Source organism: Clostridium sp. USBA 49 (genome assembly GCF_900167505.1).
GTDB classification, from domain to species: Bacteria; Bacillota; Clostridia; order Clostridiales; family Clostridiaceae; genus Clostridium_AT; species Clostridium_AT prolinivorans.
In genome coordinates this window covers 244,585-260,900 of sequence record NZ_FUYD01000002.1, presented here as the reverse complement: position 1 = coordinate 260,900, position 16,316 = coordinate 244,585, and the positions used below count along the sequence as shown (strand labels likewise).

The following is a 16,316-nucleotide window of genomic DNA, read 5'->3' as shown; positions in this document are numbered from 1 at the left end:
ATAATCCTCCTACATATTCTCAATTATATCCTTTTGCAACTCATTTATGTAATCTATAATTTCATCATTACAAATATTTTGCTTTATAAATTCTAATTTTTTTATAAGAGATTTCTTATATGTATTTAATTTGTCATTAGCATATTTAAGTTGTAACTTTTTTTCATAATCTATTAAAAGTTTATTACACCTTTTTATTATATCATGTATAGCCTGCCTGCTAATTCCATTTATTTCTGCTATTTCAGCAAGAGATAAATCTTCATTAAAATACATAGACATTATATCTCGTTGTTTATTAGTTAAAAGTTCTCCATAAAAATCTAAAAGAATAGAAATTTCAATTCTTTCCTCCATGTAATCACCTTGCAAACATAATTAATAATAACAGATGAAATTTAAGCTGTCAAGTATTTTTACTTAACAGCTTAAATTTAAAATAACGCGTCTATAAATTCATCTGCTTTAAATTCTTGAAGATCTTCAATATTTTCTCCTACACCTATTAATTTTACAGGAATATTTAATTGATGTTTTATTGAAATAACTACACCACCTTTAGCTGTACCATCAAGTTTAGTTAAAACAATACCATCAACATGACATACGTCCATAAACTGTTTAGCTTGTTGAATAGCATTTTGACCTGTAGTTGCATCTAAAACCAATAAAGTTTCTCTTGCCGCTTCTTTAAACTCTTTATCAATTACTCTATTTATTTTTGAAAGCTCTTCCATAAGATTTTTTTTATTATGAAGCCTACCTGCAGTATCACAAATTAATATATCTGCTTTTCGGGCTTTTGAAGCTTCTATTGCATCATATATAACTGCTGCAGGATCAGAACCTTCTTTATGCTTTATTATATCTACTCCTGCTCTATTACTCCAAATTTCAAGTTGGTCAATTGCCGCTGCTCTAAATGTATCTCCTGCTGCAAGAATAACTTTATATCCATCATTTTTAAATTTTGCTGCAATTTTTCCTATTGAAGTAGTTTTCCCTACACCATTTACTCCTATTGTTAAAATTACAATTGGCAATTTAGATCCTATTATAGAGTTACTTTCGCCATTCAACATTTCCTTTAAAACTTCCTTTAAACATACTTTTACTTCTTTAGGATCTTTAATTTTCTTTTCTTTAATTTTAACTTTTACTCTTTCTATAATTTCTAAAGAAGTCTCAACTCCTATATCTGAAGAAATCAATATTTCTTCTAATTCTTCATACATTTCGTCATCTATATTTACATATAAATTTAACATATCATTTATTTTATCTGTAAATTCATTTCTAGTTTTACTAAGACCAGATTTTAATTTTTCAAAAAAATTATTAAACATATATTTATTCTCCTTTTGTTTTTTATTTTAATTTATACAGCTTGTTTATTAAGATCTACAGAAACTATTTTAGAAACTCCTTTTTCTTCCATTGTAACACCATATAAAACATTACTAACCTCCATTGTACCTTTTCTATGAGTTATAACAATAAATTGGATATTATCAGAAAATTTTTTAAGAAATTCTGAATATCTTTTAACATTAGCATCATCTAATGCTGCTTCAATTTCATCTAAAATACAAAATGGAGTTGGCTTCATTTTTAAAATAGCAAATAAAAGAGCTATAGCTGAAAGAACTTTTTCTCCTCCCGACATTAAATTAATATTTTGAAGTTTTTTACCTGGAGGTTCCACATTTATTTCAATATTAGCTGTAAGCTCATCCCCTTCTGATAATATTAAATCTGAACTTCCACCTTTAAACAATTCTTGAAATGTTTCATTAAATAACTTTCTAAGAATTTGTAAATTTTCACTAAAAACATTTCTCATTTTTTCTGTCATTTCATCAATCATCTGTATAAGTTCTTGCTTAGCTTTCATTAAATCTTCCTTTTGAGAATTCATAAAATTATATTTTTCTTTTATTTGCTTATATTCTTCAATTGCACCTACATTAACAGTACCAAGAGAAGATATTTCTTTTTTTATTTTTGAAATATGTTTTTTATATTCTTCTATATTTTCTATTGGTTCTTTATAAGAAAGTGCTTCAGCATATGTCATAGACATTTCTTCATTTAATTTATAATATAATGTATTTTTTTCAGTTTCTAACTTAGCTAATGCAAGTTCATATTTATGAATATTTTCTTCTTTTTTATTTAAAATAAGGTTAATTCGTTCTAATTCAGTAGTATTTATTTCAATACTTTCTTTTATTTTTATTTTTTCTATTTCATTTTCTTTAAATAAAATTTCTAATTTATTTAAAGAATCTTTTATTAATTTCATACTATTATTATTATCTTCAATATTTTGTTTATATATTTTAATATTTTTTTCTGATTCTAATTTGTCAAAAGATAAATTTTTAATTTTTTCACTTAATTCATCTATTTCCTTAGCTAATCTTTCTTTTTCAGAAAGTTTACTTAAAATAATTTCGTCTACTTGAGCTTTTTTTATTTTTAAATTCGTGTGTTTATCTTTAAATTTAAAAATATCATTACTTAAATTTTTTATATTCATTTCTAATTCGCTAATTTCCTTTGAAAGAAACTTTTGTTTATCAATAATTTCTTTCAGTATAGTCTCTTTATTTAATATTTTTTCATAATTATTATTATGTTTATTTTTTATAACTATTATTTCATTTTTAAAATCATCTAAATTTTTTCTTAATCTATTATTTTCAGTAATAATAGAATCTATTTGAGCTTTTTTCTTTGTTTTTTCAATATTTTGATTATAAATTTCATCTTTTATATTTAAACATACTTCGTCTAACTTTTTTATAATTTTTTTATTATTATCAATTTTTAAATTCAACTCTGAAATATGTTTATTAATATCATTTATTTTTATTTCTAACTCTTTTATTTCTCTCTTTCTACTAAGTATATTGCTAGATTTATAGTTTAAACTACCACCCGTTAAAGCTCCACCTGGATTTATTACATCTCCAGAAAGAGTTACTATCTTGTATTTATAATTTATTTTTTTAGCTATTTCTAAAGCTGCTTCTAAATTTGAACTTATTATGGTTCTTCCCAATATATATTCAATAATATTTGTAAATTTATCATCATAAGAAATTAAAGAACTAGCAATTCCTATATATCCATTAATATTTTTTAAATTATCTGTATCATAAATTTTTTTACCTTTGATTATATTTAATGGTAAAAATGTAGCTCTTCCTAAATTATTTGATTTTAAATAATTAATCAATTTTTTTGCGACATTTTCATCATTAGTTATAATATCAGAAACTGATCCACCTAAAGAAATTTCAATTGCTGTTTCTAATTCTTTTTTTACTTTTATAATTTCTCCTAAAACAAAGCATTTTGATTTTAAATCAGATATTTTACCATTTTTTATATGTTGCATTATCATTTTTACAGCTTTATTATAGCCTTCATATTGATTATCCAAATTGGCTAATATTTGATAACTTGCTTCAAATTTATTTAAATCTGCATTAAATTTTTTTAATTCCATTTCATCTTTTAATATACAATTATTAATATTTAAAATTTCATGTTTATTTTTTTTTAATTCCTCTTCATATTTTTTTATATTTTTGTCTATATCATCAATATTTTCTTCAATTACAGACTGAGTATTAGAATTTATTTTTAAAGAATTTATAAAACTTTCACAAGAATTTTTTAGTTCTTTAAGTTTATCCTCCAATTGAAGCTGATCATTTTGTAAAAACATTAGTTCATTCTTAGTTTCTGAAATTTGATTTAATAAATTAGATTCAGCTTTTTTTAGTTCATTTACACTATAATTATATTTATTTAACAATTTATCTTTTTGTGTTATTTCTTTTTCTGTTATTTCAATTTCTGATTTTAAATAAAATTGTTGATTTTTATATTGTTTTAAATTATCTTCTAAATTGTTTTCAGATTCTTTTAAAGAATTTATCTTATTTTTGATATTACTAATTTCTAAAGAATTTTTTTCAATTAATGAATATAAATTTTTTAATTTTTCATTTAAAAGTTGGTTTTCAGATTCTTTAATTTGATAATTAGACTTTTGGTTATAATATTCTTGCTTGCTTTGTTGAATCTTTTGATCGCATTTTTCTAATTTTTCATTTAAATTTTGTTCTTTAAATTCAAATTTATTTTTATCTTCTATAAAATTATTTATTGATTTTTGTATTTCATTTATATTATTTTTAACTTCTACTATCTTATTTTGAACATCATCTATAAAATGTACTAAGAGATTTGATTCTTTTACTTTAAGTTCTTCTGAAAGTTTTAAAAATGTTAAAGCTTTTTCATTATCTATCTTAAGTGGTTCAAGTCTTTCCTCATAAGTGCTAATTATATCCGTAATTCTTATTAAATTTTGATTAGTATTTTCTAACTTTTTTTCTGCTTCTTCTTTTCTTGTTTTAAATTTTACAATACCTGCTGCTTCCTCTAAAAGACTTCTTCTTTCTTCGGGTTTCCCACTTAATATAGCATCAATTTTACCTTGGCCAATAATTGAATATCCTTCTTTTCCTATACCTGTATCCATAAAAAGTTCTTGAATATCTTTTAACCTGCAAAGAGTATTATTTATATAATACTCACTTTCTCCTGAACGATATAATCTTCTAGAAATTGTTATTTCAGAATAATCTATTGGGAGTTGTCCATCACTATTATCAAGACAGAGAGAAACTTGAGCGAGTCCTACTGGTTTCCTAAATTGTGTCCCTGCAAAAATTACATCTTCCATTTTACCGCCTCTTAAGCTTTTTACACTTTGTTCCCCAAGAACCCATCTAACAGCATCAGAAATATTACTTTTACCACTACCATTAGGGCCCACAATTGCTGTAATACCTTTTGGAAAAATTAGTTCAGTTTTATCTGCGAAAGATTTAAATCCTCTAATCTCAATAGATTTTAAAAACATAAATTCACTCCTTTATTTTATATAAAAAACATTGGAAGTAGTCCAATAATAAATATAAAAATAATTGCATATATAATTATTTTTGTATATTTCTCACGTTGTTTTTTGTTCATAAATACGCACTCCCTTATTATTTATATATATTGTCATTTTTTATTATTAAATTATATATTACTAAAGTAATTCTATACATAAGTTTATAAGAAATATTTAAAAATATCAATCTAAAAAATAAAAAAGCCGTACTTATAAAAATAAGTACGGCCTTTAAATTTTTTACCTAGGTTCTACAATAAACTTAATAGCAGTCCTTTCTTCTCCTTCTATTGTTATTTCTGAAAATGCAGGTACTACAATTAAATCTATTCCATTAGGAGCTACAAAACCTCTTGTTATTGCTATAGCTTTTACTGCTTGATTAACTGCTCCTGCTCCTACCGCTTGAACTTCTGCAGCATTGTTTTCTCTTAAAACAGCTGCCAAAGCTCCTGCTACTGATTTAGGCTGTGATTGAGCTGATACTTTTAATACTTCCATAAATATTCCTCCATATAATACTATTAATACAATTATATAAATTAATATTCTATAAATTAATTTAAAATCCTTCTTTATATTTTAGTAATGCATATTCATAAATCGACGTTTTTTTGCAAAATTGTTTGCATTCTAGTATAATTTCTCCTCTATTTAGTTGATTATTTTGAATAACTTTAATATTTATGGTTGTAAATTGTCTTTTTGTGTCGTTAAAAAATATTTTTTTATTACAATATAATTTAGATATATCTTTACTATTAATATGTATTATAAATTCTTTATCTCTACATAAAATAATGTTTTCCTTTATTATATCATTTAATATACTTCCTTCTATTAATTCTCTAAAAGCAGGATGAAACGGTCCTGATACAATATCCCCATCTATATTTATCTCTTTAGTAGGTTGAAGTCCTATTCTAATAATATTTATTCCAGCAGCTATAAGCATTCTATATAATATCTTAGTAATATATATTGTTTCTTCCAATGTATATGGTTTATATTCACCTTTATTATACATTAATTCCATGGGGGTATTTTTTATAACAAGTGCTGGATATATTCTACATATATCTGGAGATATTTCTATAAGTTTTTTTATAGTTTTAATATCTTTATCAAAATTATCTCCAGGTAATCCAATCATAATTTGATGACCTAATGTAAACCCAAATTTTTTTATTAAATTTGATGCTTCTATAACATCTTGGAGATTATGTCCTCTACCTGATTTAATTAAGACTTCCATATCTAACGATTGAACTCCTAGTTCAATAATATCTACTGAAAATTTTTTCAAATTAGAGAGAATATCAATATTAATATAATCTGGTCTAGTAGATAATCTTATGAAATTAATAATACCTAAATCTTTATAATATTTTGCAACTTCTAATAATTCTATTTGTTTTTTTATATCTATTGCAGTAAAAGTGCCTCCAAAAAATGAAATTTCTAATATCCTATTATTTTTAGGAATAGTTTTTAAATATTCTTCAACTATATTTTTTACATATTCAGCATCAACTTTAATAACATTGTTTCCTGTAATACTATTTTGATTACAAAAAACACAATTATGAGGACATCCTTCATGAGGAACAAATATAGGTATTATAAAATGATTTTTAGTCATTGCCTTCCTCCAAATATTTTAATGCTTTTTCAGCGGCCTTTTGCTCAGCTTCTTTTTTGCTATAACCACATCCATTACCAATAATTTCATTATTAACTGAAACTTGAATAAAAAATTTTCTTCTATGAGGCGGTCCTTCGTATCCAGTTAATTTATAATTTATAGAAATATTTTTTTCTTTTTGAATAGTCTCTTGTAGTTTTGTTTTATAATCCAATATAATTTTATTATTAATAGCTTTTTCAATAATCGATTTAAAATTTATTAAAATAAACTCATTTGCTACTGACAATCCTCTATCAATATATATAGCAGCTATAACTGCTTCAACACAATCTGCTAATATAGATACTCTTGTGCGACCGCCTGTTAATTCTTCTCCTTTACTCATTAATATATATTTACCTAAATTTAAATTTAATGCTACTTCATATAAAGAATTTTCGCAAACAATAAGAGATCTTATTTTGGTTAATTCACCTTCAGACTTATATATATAATTTTTAAAAAGATATTCCGATATACAAAGTTGAAGAACTGAATCTCCTAAAAATTCTAATCTTTCATTATATTTAATACCTTTATTTTCATTAACTATTGAACTATGAGTTAATGCTTCTATCAATAAAGATTTATCATTAAAGTTTATTTTTAACTTATTTTCTAATTCTTCTAAGAATTTTATATTCTGCATTTCTAAACCACCTTTTATAGAAAGTTTATTCTTCAATTTGTTTAATTTAAACATATTCAAGAATAAACACATAAATAAATAATTTTAAAGTCCCGTATTAATACGGGACTTTAAAATTATTATTCTTCTGTATGAGCTTTTATGTACTCTACAACATCTCCAACGCTGCTTATTTTTTCTGCGTCTTCATCTGGTATTTCCATATCAAATTCACTTTCTAACGCCATAATTAATTCTACTATATCAAGAGAATCTGCTCCTAAATCATCTACGAAAGATGATTCCATAGTTATTTCTTCAGCATCTATTCCTAATTGTTCTGATACTATATCTCTTACTTTATCAAATATCATACTTTCACCTCCTATAATATAAAACTATAATAAGATAATATTACATAACAGATTAAGCGTCAATATAATTTATAAAATAAAATTTATTTTATAAATCTTCATTTTCTAAATTTATATTTAATTTTTCTAGTTCATATTTAATTTTATTTATTATGTCGTTTTCATAAAAATTTATAGATTGTTTAATAGCATTTTTAAATGCTTTGGAATTAGAACTTCCATGTGCTTTAATAACGATGCCATTAGCTCCTAAAAAAGCTGAGCCGCCATATTCTGTATAATCAAATTTTTTCTTAAAATCTTCAAATACAGGTTTTAATAATAATCCTCCAATTTTTTTTCTTAAAGAAGACATAATTTCATCTTTTAGCATGCTAAAAATGCTTAATGCAACACCTTCATAAGTTTTTAATATAGTATTCCCTATAAATCCATCACATACAACTATATTTACATTTCCATTAGGAATATCTCTTGGCTCTATATTACCTATAAAATTAAAATTTGTTTGTTTGAGAAGATTATACGTTTTTTTGGTAAGCTCATTACCTTTTTCTTCTTCTGTGCCTATATTTACAAGACCTATAGATGGATTTTTAATATTTAATATATTTTCAAAATATATTTTACCCATAAGAGCAAATTGTATAAGATAAACAGCTTTACAATCCACATTGGCACCTGCATCTATTATCATAAAAGGTGCATTTTTCCCAGGCATAATCGGCGCTAATGCAACTCTTTTTATGCCTTTTATTCTTCCAACAATTAAAGATGCACCAGCCATAAGTGCTCCTGTGCTTCCTGCCGACAATATAGCATCCGCTTCTTTTAATTTAACTAATTCTAACGCCTTAACTAGACTTGAATCCTTTTTGTTTTTCAATGCTTTTAAAGGTTCTTCATTGGGAGTTATAATTTCATTGCTATCTAATAGTTTTATTTTTTCTTTAGGGTAATCATATTTTTTTAATTTATCTTTTAATATATATTCAGGTCCTGTTAAAATAATATCTATTCCAAATTCACGTACAGCATCAACACAACCTTGAACTACAGCATCAGGAGCAAAATCTCCCCCCATACCATCTACTGCTAATTTCATAATAACTCTCTCACTTCCTTTTTAAAGTTTTATTAAAAAATAAGAGAAAGTCATTTGACTTTCTCTTATTTTTTATTTTTCTAGAGAAATTACTTCTTTCCCTTTATAATATCCACAATTTTTGCATACTCTATGAGCAAGCTTCATTTCATGACATTGAGGACATTCAACAATTCCTGGTAAACTTAATTTAAATGTTTGTGCTCTTCTTGAGTCTCTTCTAGCTTTAGAAAATCTTCTAGCAGGATTTCCCACTGTAAACACCTCCTTAATCAGCAGAAAACAAATCTTTTAATTTAGAAAGCCGCGGATCAATCTCATCTTTTGTACAATTACAAGAAGATACATTAAAATTTGTACCGCAATGCTGACATAAACCCTTGCAATCATTTTTACATAATTTTTTTATAGGCAAGGACATAATAATATTATTTTTAATAATATTTGTTATATCTATTGTATCACCATTAATAAAAATGACTTCGTCATCTTCATTATTTGGATTAGTAGAAAAACTTTCATGAATCGGGATATCTATATCTTTGTTAAAATCAGATAAACATCTAGAACAATTTAATCTTAATTCTGTTGTAAAATTACCATCTAAATTTATCAAATCTTCAGCAAAAGATAAATTACAATTTAAAGTAATAGGCTTTAAAAATTCTATTTTTTCTCCTTCATCATAAAAACTTTCCTCATTATAAACTAAATGCACTTTTTTATTTGAGCCTTTTCTTTTATTTAACTCTGAAATATTAATTATCATAGCATCACCTCAATGCATTAGCCACAATTTATTATATAAACAACTATACTAAAAGTCAAGTTTAATTTTATACTTGTTTTATAGTTATATAGTTCTATACTATTAAATTTTATTTATATATTTAAAGTTAATATTTAAACAAAATTATATTATTTTATATTTATTTACTTATTATTTCTTTTGTATCTCTTGCAATCATTAATTCTTCATTAGTAGGTATAACAAGTATTTTTACTTTTGAATCTTCAGCACTTATATCTGCTGCTTTACCTCTTACTTTATTTTTTGATTTATCCAATTTAATTCCCAAATAATCTAAATTATCGCATATAGCTTCTCGTGTTTCAGGAGAATTTTCACCAAGTCCTGCTGTAAATACTATACAATCTACTCCATTCATAACTGCAGTATAAGAGCCTATAAATTGTTTTACTTTGTAATTAAAAACATCAAGTGCTAATTTAGCTCTTTTATTCCCTGAATTTGCTGCATCTTCAATATCTCTAAAATCACTACTTACTCCTGAAATTCCTAATACTCCTGATTTTTTATTTAAAAGATTATCTACTTCATCTGTAGAATAATTTAATTCTTTCATAAGAAATGGAATTATAGCTGGATCAATACTACCACTTCTTGTACCCATAGCTAATCCTTCAAGAGGAGTAAATCCCATGCTTGTTTCTATACATTTACCATTTTTTACAGCAGCAACACTAGAACCATTCCCTAAATGGCAAGTTATTATTTTTAAATCTTCAATATTTTTATCTAACATTTTAGCAGCTGCTTTAGATACATATCTATGTGAGGTACCATGAAATCCATATTTTCTTATTCTATATTTAGTATATAATTCATATGGTAATGGATATATATATGCATGATCAGGTATAGTTTGATGGAAAGCTGTATCAAATACCGCTACCATGGGAGTATTGGGCATTAGTTCTTTGCATACATTTATTCCCATTAAATTAGCTGGATTATGAAGAGGACCAAGAGGTATATATTCTTCAATTACCTTAGTCACATCATCTGTAATTAAAACTGGATCTGCATATTTTTCTCCTCCATGAAGTACTCTATGTCCTATAGCTGATATTTCTGACATATCTTTGATTACACCATTTTTACTATCTACAAGAGCATCTAAAACTAATTTAATTGCCTCTTTGTGTGTAGGCATTGGCTTATTTACAATATATTTTTCTCTTCCTTCTACCTTTTGAGTAAGAACTGAGCCTTCTATTCCTATTCTTTCTACAACTCCTTTAGCTAATACAGATTCATTATCCATATTAATAAGCTGATATTTTAATGATGAGCTTCCACAATTTACAACAAGTATATTCAATTTAAAGTCCTCCCTACTTAATAATATTTTGTGCTTGAACAGCAGTTATTGCAACAACATTTACTATATCTTCAGCACTACATCCTCTTGATAAATCATTAATTGGTTTTGCAAATCCTTGACATATAGGTCCTATTGCTTCAGCTTTTGCAAGTCTTTGAACTAATTTATATCCAATATTTCCAGATTGTAAATCAGGAAATATCAATACATTTGCTAATCCTGCTACAGAACTTTCTGGAGCCTTTTGAGCAGCAACTTTTTTAACTAAAGCTGCATCTAATTGAAGTTCTCCATCTATTTGTAAATCAGGTCTTAATTCTTTAGCTATTTCAGTAGCTCTTCTAACTTTATCAACAAACTCATGTTCAGCACTACCTTTAGTTGAAAAAGATAACATTGCAACCTTAGGAGCCATATCAAATAAATTTTTAGCTGTTTCTGCTGTAGAAATAGCAATAGATGCTAATTGTTCCGCTGTAGGATTAGGATTTACAGCACAATCTGAAAAAAGGAACATTCCATTAGAACCATATTCACAATCAGGAACAAGCATTACAAAAAAACTTGAAACTGTTGTTATACCTGGTGCAGTTTTAATTACTTGAAGTCCTGGTCTTAACAAATCTCCTGTTGTATGAATTGCTCCTGAAACCAATCCATCGGCATCTCCAAGTTTTACCATCATTGTTCCAAAATACATAGGATCTTTAACCATTTTTTCGGCTTTTTCCATTGTAATACCTTTATTTTTTCTTAATTCATAAAATTCCTTAGTATATGTAGAAAATTTTTGCGAAAATGCTGGATCAATAATTTGTATTCCTTCAATATCTACATTTAACTCTTTTGCTTTACTTTTTATTTTTTCAGCATTACCTAATAAGATTAATTCTGCTAATCCTTCTTTTTTTACAATAGCACTAGCTATGATGTTTCTTTCTTCTTCACCTTCTGGAAGAACAATTTTCTTAACATCAGCCTTTGCTTTTTCCCAAAACTTCTTCATTAGTTCCATAATCATATCTCCCTTCAGTATTTACAATACATATATACCATACACTATATTAACTCATTTAATATATACTTTTCAAGCCAAATATAAATATTTTTCACATATTATAATAATCATATTAATTTTATATTTGAATTTTATTAAATTTAATGTATAAAATATATTATAAAATATTATTTTATTTAAAAGGAGGTATACTTAGAGATATGAAAATAACTTCTATAATAGCAGAATATAATCCTTTGCACAATGGTCACATTTATCATATAAACAAAACAAAAGAAATTACTTCTTCAGATGCTATTGTTTGTATAATGAGTGGAAATTATGTACAACGTGGTATTCCAGCATTAGTAGATAAGTGGAGCAGAACTAAAGCAGCTTTAGAAAGTGGAATAGATTTAGTGATAGAACTTCCAGCTTTATATGCTTTATCATCCGCAGAGTTTTTTGCATTTGGAGCAATAAGTCTTTTAGATAGCTTAAATATAATTGATAGTATTTGTTTTGGAAGCGAAATAGGGAATATAGATTATATTCTTGAAATTTCTAATATTTTAAATAATGAGACAGAAGCATTTAAAAAATCTCTTAAATATTATTTAAATAAAGGTTTTACATATCCAGCAGCTAGAAGTAAAGCTTTATATAATTATATTTTGGATAAAAATATATATTTTGAAAATAATCTACATGAAATTTTAAATTCTTCTAATAATATACTAGCAATAGAATACTGTAAAAGTCTTATTAAATTAAATAGCAATATAAAGCCATACACAATTAAAAGGGAAGGTAGCTCATATAATAGTACTAAATTAAGCAAAATTTTTTCAAGTGCTACTTCTATAAGGCGGTACATAAAAAACAATAATAATTTTAATGAATTAAAAAATCATATTCCTGATGCTAGTTTTAATATGTTAAATTTATATAAAAATAGTGGTGTTCAATTTGTTTTTGAAGATTTAATGTTTGATTTTATAAAATATAAACATTTTAATTCAGAACACGAAATAGAAAATCTCCCCGATGTTTCTGAAGGATTACATAATCGAATTAGTAAAGCTTTAAAATCTGCTAAAAATTTTGATGATTTAATAGAAAATATAAAAACTAAAAGATATACTTATACTCGTATAAACAGAATTCTTTGTCAATATTTTATAGGATTTGAAAAATTTAATACTAAAATATTAAGAACTACACCTTGCCCTTACGCTAGAATTCTTGGATTTAATGAAATTGGCATAAAAATACTAAAAGAAATGAAAGAAAAATCTTCTATTCCAATATATACAAAACTCCCAAAGAATGCTGATGATATATTACTTTTAGATATTCAATCCACTAAATCTTATAGCATTTTAAATAAATATATTGATCATAATAGCGATTATATAATTAGTCCAATAAAAGTATAAAACTATGTGTAATATTCTAAAATATAAAAAATAAAATATACTAGTACAGAATATTTTATTAAGGAGAATATAAATTGAAAATATTGCTATATTTTTGTATGTTTTTAATACCTCTACTAGTATATAAACTTTTGAAAAACTTTGAAAAAAATATTTTTATAACTATAATATGTTCATTAACAATAATACAAATTATATTAACTCCAAAATTATGTATAGATTCGGCACTACTTGGAGCCAATCTTTTTATTACAAAAGTTTTTCCATCTTTATTTCCTTTTTTAGTTATTTCTGGAATTATGATTGATTGTGATGGAGTTACTATTTATTCTAAAATTTTAGGGAAATTTTTATGCAAACCTCTTAGATTACCTATAGAATGTACATTTGCAATTGTAATAAGTATGTTTTGCGGATACCCTCTTGGTGCTAAATATTCATGTGATCTATATGAAAAAGGTATAATAAACTATAAAACTTGTCAAAGGCTAATAAATATAGCTAGCAATGCAAGTCCTTTGTTTATAATCGGTTCTGTCGGAACTGCTATGCTTAAAAATTTTTATATAGGTTATTTTCTTCTTTTATGTAATTACATATCATGTTTTATAATGGCTTTTATAATTCCTGCTGATAATACATATATAAGCCGTAATCAAAATATAAATTTATCTTTTTCAAATAAAAATATAGGAGATATAATAAAAAGTAATATTGAAAATGCAATAAAAACTTCTTTTTCTGTTGGTGGCTTTGTTATAATTTTTTCTGTAATAACAAATATAATTAAAAGCAATATCTTTTTTGATATTGCTATAAAAAATGTAACCAATATATTACAAATAAATAAAAATTTAATTGAAGGATTATTGTTAGGAATTATAGAAATGACTAATGGCTGTTATTTAATATCTTCATTGTCAACAGATATATATATTAAAATTATAATCATAAGTTTTTTATTGGGTTTCAGTGGATTTTCCATAGTTTCTCAAGTATATTCATTCACTTATAAGTATAATTTATCTATGAAAAAATATATATTAAGAAAATTTATGCAAGGACTTATTTCTTCAACAATTGCTGCTGTATTATATAAAATTCCATTTTTAAATTTATCTATGCAAGTTTTCAGCAATAAATATAGTTTTAATCAGCATGTTATTATGTTAATGTTATTTATAATATTTCTTATAGTACCTTTTATATTAAGTATAATAAAAAAATTATTTCATGCCTCTTAATTCTTTAATATTATCTCTTATTGTATCTAAATCTGTAGTAACTTCATTGCTTAAAGACTGAATAAATTCTTCAACTTCTTTCTTTATATTTATTATCATACTTTGTCCTTTTTCATTTATTTCTTTTTCTAATTCACAAAGTATTTTATCAGCATAATCACGTGCTCCTAATCTCATCGACTTTGCATCTCTTTGAGCTGAAGCTATTATTTCTTCAGCTCTAATTTTTGCTTCTTTAGTAATATCATGATTTTCTATTTGTCTTTTTAGCATATCTGCACTTTCTTTTTTCATATTTGATGCTTCTTCAATAGCTTCACTTAATATTCTTTCTTTTTCTTCTACAACCCATTGAGCTTTTTTTAATTCATCTGGCAAAGAATTTATTATTTGATCTACTATACTCATAACTTCTTTTTTATCTACTAATATTTTACCCATTACTGGAACTTTTGAAGATGTTTCAAATATTTCTTGAAGATACTCAAGCAAATTTATTACTTCCATAACAGCTTATCCCCCTTTTGATTTATTTTTCTCATTATATCCTTAATTATCACATCAGGTACTAAATCCTTAATACATCCTCCAAACATAGCAACTTGTTTAACAGAAGAAGAACTTAAATATGAATATTTTGCGTTTGTCATCATGAACACTGTTTCTATTTTAGGATCAAGTTTATTATTCATAAGGGCCATTTGAAATTCATATTCAAAATCTGATACAGCTCTTAATCCTTTAACTATAACAGTAGCTTCATTTTCTTTCATGAAATTTATTAAAAGACCACTGAAACTTTTCACACTAACATTTTCTAATCCAATTATAGATTTTTTAATTAAATCTACTCTTTCTTCTGTGCTAAATAATCCTGTTTTACTAGGATTTATTAGTACTCCAACAATAACTTCATCAAATACTTTTGAAGCTCTATTTATAATATCTAAATGACCATTTGTAATTGGATCAAAGCTTCCTGGATATACAGCTCTCTTCATATTAGTCCTCCCTATATTTATAAAGGCATACAATTGTATTACCATATTTACGGCTATCTACAAGCATTATTTTTTCATTACCTTCATATATCTTTTCTGAAGAATCAATTTTAGTAACTATAATACCATTACTTTCTAATAAACATTTTTGGGAAATTATATCTATAGCTGGAGGTATCATATTTTTTAAATATGGAGGATCTATAAAAATTAGATCAAAAATTATACCCTTGTCACTAAATTCATTAAGTGCTTTATAAGAATCAATATTATAACATCTACATATATCATTAAATTTTAAATTTTCTACATTTTGTTGTAATAATTTAAATGTGTTAAAATTTTTATCAACAAGATGGCATTGAGATGCTCCTCTGCTTGCCGCTTCTAATCCTAAGCTTCCTGTTCCAGCAAATACATCTAAAACAATAGCTCCGGGAATTCTATTTTGAATAATATTAAAAATAGATTCTTTCACTCTATCTAAAGTAGGCCTTGTTTCCATACCTTCTGGAGATAATAGTTTTCTACCTTTTGCAATACCTGATATAATTCTCATTTATATCCTCCTCTTTAGTAAAAATATAACATTTATATACATAGATTAATACATAATTCACCAATTTTCAAGGAATATGCTCTTTTTAATTAATATGTGTTTTTTTTATTTTATAAAATTCACATATTAAATTCATATTTCAACAATTTATACCTTTTAATACATCTAATTT

Annotated in this window: 17 protein-coding genes; 2 read left to right on the top strand and 15 right to left on the bottom strand. The window is 25.0% G+C overall.

Features of this window, described 5'->3' with window-relative positions:
- Positions 1–9: 9 nt before the first annotated feature.
- The 12 genes from B5D11_RS03175 to pta all read right to left on the bottom strand — a co-directional run bounded on the left by B5D11_RS03175 (position 10) and on the right by pta (position 11,919).
- Positions 10–357, bottom strand: coding sequence for a putative DNA-binding protein (locus B5D11_RS03175; RefSeq protein ID WP_078681602.1), 348 nt, complete (start codon positions 355–357; stop codon positions 10–12).
- A 77-nt stretch (positions 358–434) separates the two neighbouring features.
- Positions 435–1,346 carry a signal recognition particle-docking protein FtsY gene (gene ftsY / locus B5D11_RS03170; RefSeq protein ID WP_078681601.1) on the bottom strand — a complete coding sequence of 304 codons (912 nt, stop codon included), beginning with the start codon at positions 1,344–1,346 and terminating at the stop codon, positions 435–437.
- 32 nt (positions 1,347–1,378) lie between these two features.
- Positions 1,379–4,945, bottom strand: coding sequence for a chromosome segregation protein SMC (gene smc / locus B5D11_RS03165; RefSeq protein ID WP_078681600.1), 3,567 nt, complete (start codon positions 4,943–4,945; stop codon positions 1,379–1,381).
- A 276-nt stretch (positions 4,946–5,221) separates the two neighbouring features.
- Complete coding sequence (locus B5D11_RS03160) at positions 5,222–5,482, bottom strand: stage V sporulation protein S (RefSeq protein ID WP_078681599.1); 261 nt, start codon at positions 5,480–5,482, stop codon at positions 5,222–5,224.
- A gap of 61 nt (positions 5,483–5,543) precedes the next feature.
- Positions 5,544–6,623, bottom strand: coding sequence for an elongator complex protein 3 (locus tag B5D11_RS03155; protein WP_078681598.1), 1,080 nt, complete (start codon positions 6,621–6,623; stop codon positions 5,544–5,546).
- Positions 6,616–7,317 (bottom strand): ribonuclease III, encoded by a 702-nt coding sequence (gene rnc, locus B5D11_RS03150; protein ID WP_078681597.1) that lies wholly within the window; start codon positions 7,315–7,317, stop codon positions 6,616–6,618. The genes B5D11_RS03155 and rnc overlap by 8 nt, the downstream gene beginning before the upstream one ends.
- A gap of 119 nt (positions 7,318–7,436) precedes the next feature.
- Positions 7,437–7,670, bottom strand: coding sequence for an acyl carrier protein (gene acpP, locus B5D11_RS03145; protein ID WP_078681596.1), 234 nt, complete (start codon positions 7,668–7,670; stop codon positions 7,437–7,439).
- An 88-nt stretch (positions 7,671–7,758) separates the two neighbouring features.
- Positions 7,759–8,775 carry a phosphate acyltransferase PlsX gene (plsX, locus tag B5D11_RS03140; protein WP_078681595.1) on the bottom strand — a complete coding sequence of 339 codons (1,017 nt, stop codon included), beginning with the start codon at positions 8,773–8,775 and terminating at the stop codon, positions 7,759–7,761.
- A 72-nt stretch (positions 8,776–8,847) separates the two neighbouring features.
- Positions 8,848–9,030, bottom strand: a complete 183-nt coding sequence (gene rpmF, locus B5D11_RS03135) for a 50S ribosomal protein L32 (protein WP_078681594.1) — start codon at positions 9,028–9,030, stop codon at positions 8,848–8,850.
- Between the two features lie 13 nt (positions 9,031–9,043).
- Positions 9,044–9,544, bottom strand: coding sequence for a YceD family protein (locus B5D11_RS03130; RefSeq protein WP_078681593.1), 501 nt, complete (start codon positions 9,542–9,544; stop codon positions 9,044–9,046).
- A gap of 160 nt (positions 9,545–9,704) precedes the next feature.
- Positions 9,705–10,901 carry an acetate kinase gene (locus B5D11_RS03125; RefSeq protein WP_078681592.1) on the bottom strand — a complete coding sequence of 399 codons (1,197 nt, stop codon included), beginning with the start codon at positions 10,899–10,901 and terminating at the stop codon, positions 9,705–9,707.
- Between the two features lie 13 nt (positions 10,902–10,914).
- Positions 10,915–11,919, bottom strand: a complete 1,005-nt coding sequence (gene pta, locus B5D11_RS03120; protein ID WP_078681591.1) for a phosphate acetyltransferase — start codon at positions 11,917–11,919, stop codon at positions 10,915–10,917.
- Between the two features lie 203 nt (positions 11,920–12,122).
- On the opposite strand from pta, the gene B5D11_RS03115 reads away from it, so the two are divergent.
- On the top strand, positions 12,123–13,340 hold the full coding sequence (locus B5D11_RS03115) for a nucleotidyltransferase (protein WP_078681590.1): 1,218 nt from the start codon (positions 12,123–12,125) through the stop codon (positions 13,338–13,340).
- 98 nt (positions 13,341–13,438) lie between these two features.
- Complete coding sequence (gene ylbJ / locus B5D11_RS03110) at positions 13,439–14,584, top strand: sporulation integral membrane protein YlbJ (protein ID WP_127836445.1); 1,146 nt, start codon at positions 13,439–13,441, stop codon at positions 14,582–14,584.
- Here ylbJ and B5D11_RS03105 read toward each other — a convergent pair.
- Genes B5D11_RS03105 through rsmD form a run of 3 tightly spaced genes read right to left on the bottom strand, consistent with a single transcriptional unit; the run spans position 14,567 to position 16,144 of the window.
- Positions 14,567–15,091, bottom strand: coding sequence for an ATPase (locus tag B5D11_RS03105; RefSeq protein WP_078681588.1), 525 nt, complete (start codon positions 15,089–15,091; stop codon positions 14,567–14,569). The genes ylbJ and B5D11_RS03105 overlap by 18 nt on opposite strands.
- Positions 15,082–15,585 (bottom strand): pantetheine-phosphate adenylyltransferase, encoded by a 504-nt coding sequence (gene coaD, locus B5D11_RS03100; RefSeq protein WP_078681587.1) that lies wholly within the window; start codon positions 15,583–15,585, stop codon positions 15,082–15,084. Before coaD ends, B5D11_RS03105 begins: the two co-directional genes overlap by 10 nt.
- Before the next feature lies 1 nt (position 15,586).
- Positions 15,587–16,144 carry a 16S rRNA (guanine(966)-N(2))-methyltransferase RsmD gene (rsmD, locus tag B5D11_RS03095; protein ID WP_078681586.1) on the bottom strand — a complete coding sequence of 186 codons (558 nt, stop codon included), beginning with the start codon at positions 16,142–16,144 and terminating at the stop codon, positions 15,587–15,589.
- Positions 16,145–16,316 lie beyond the last annotated feature (172 nt).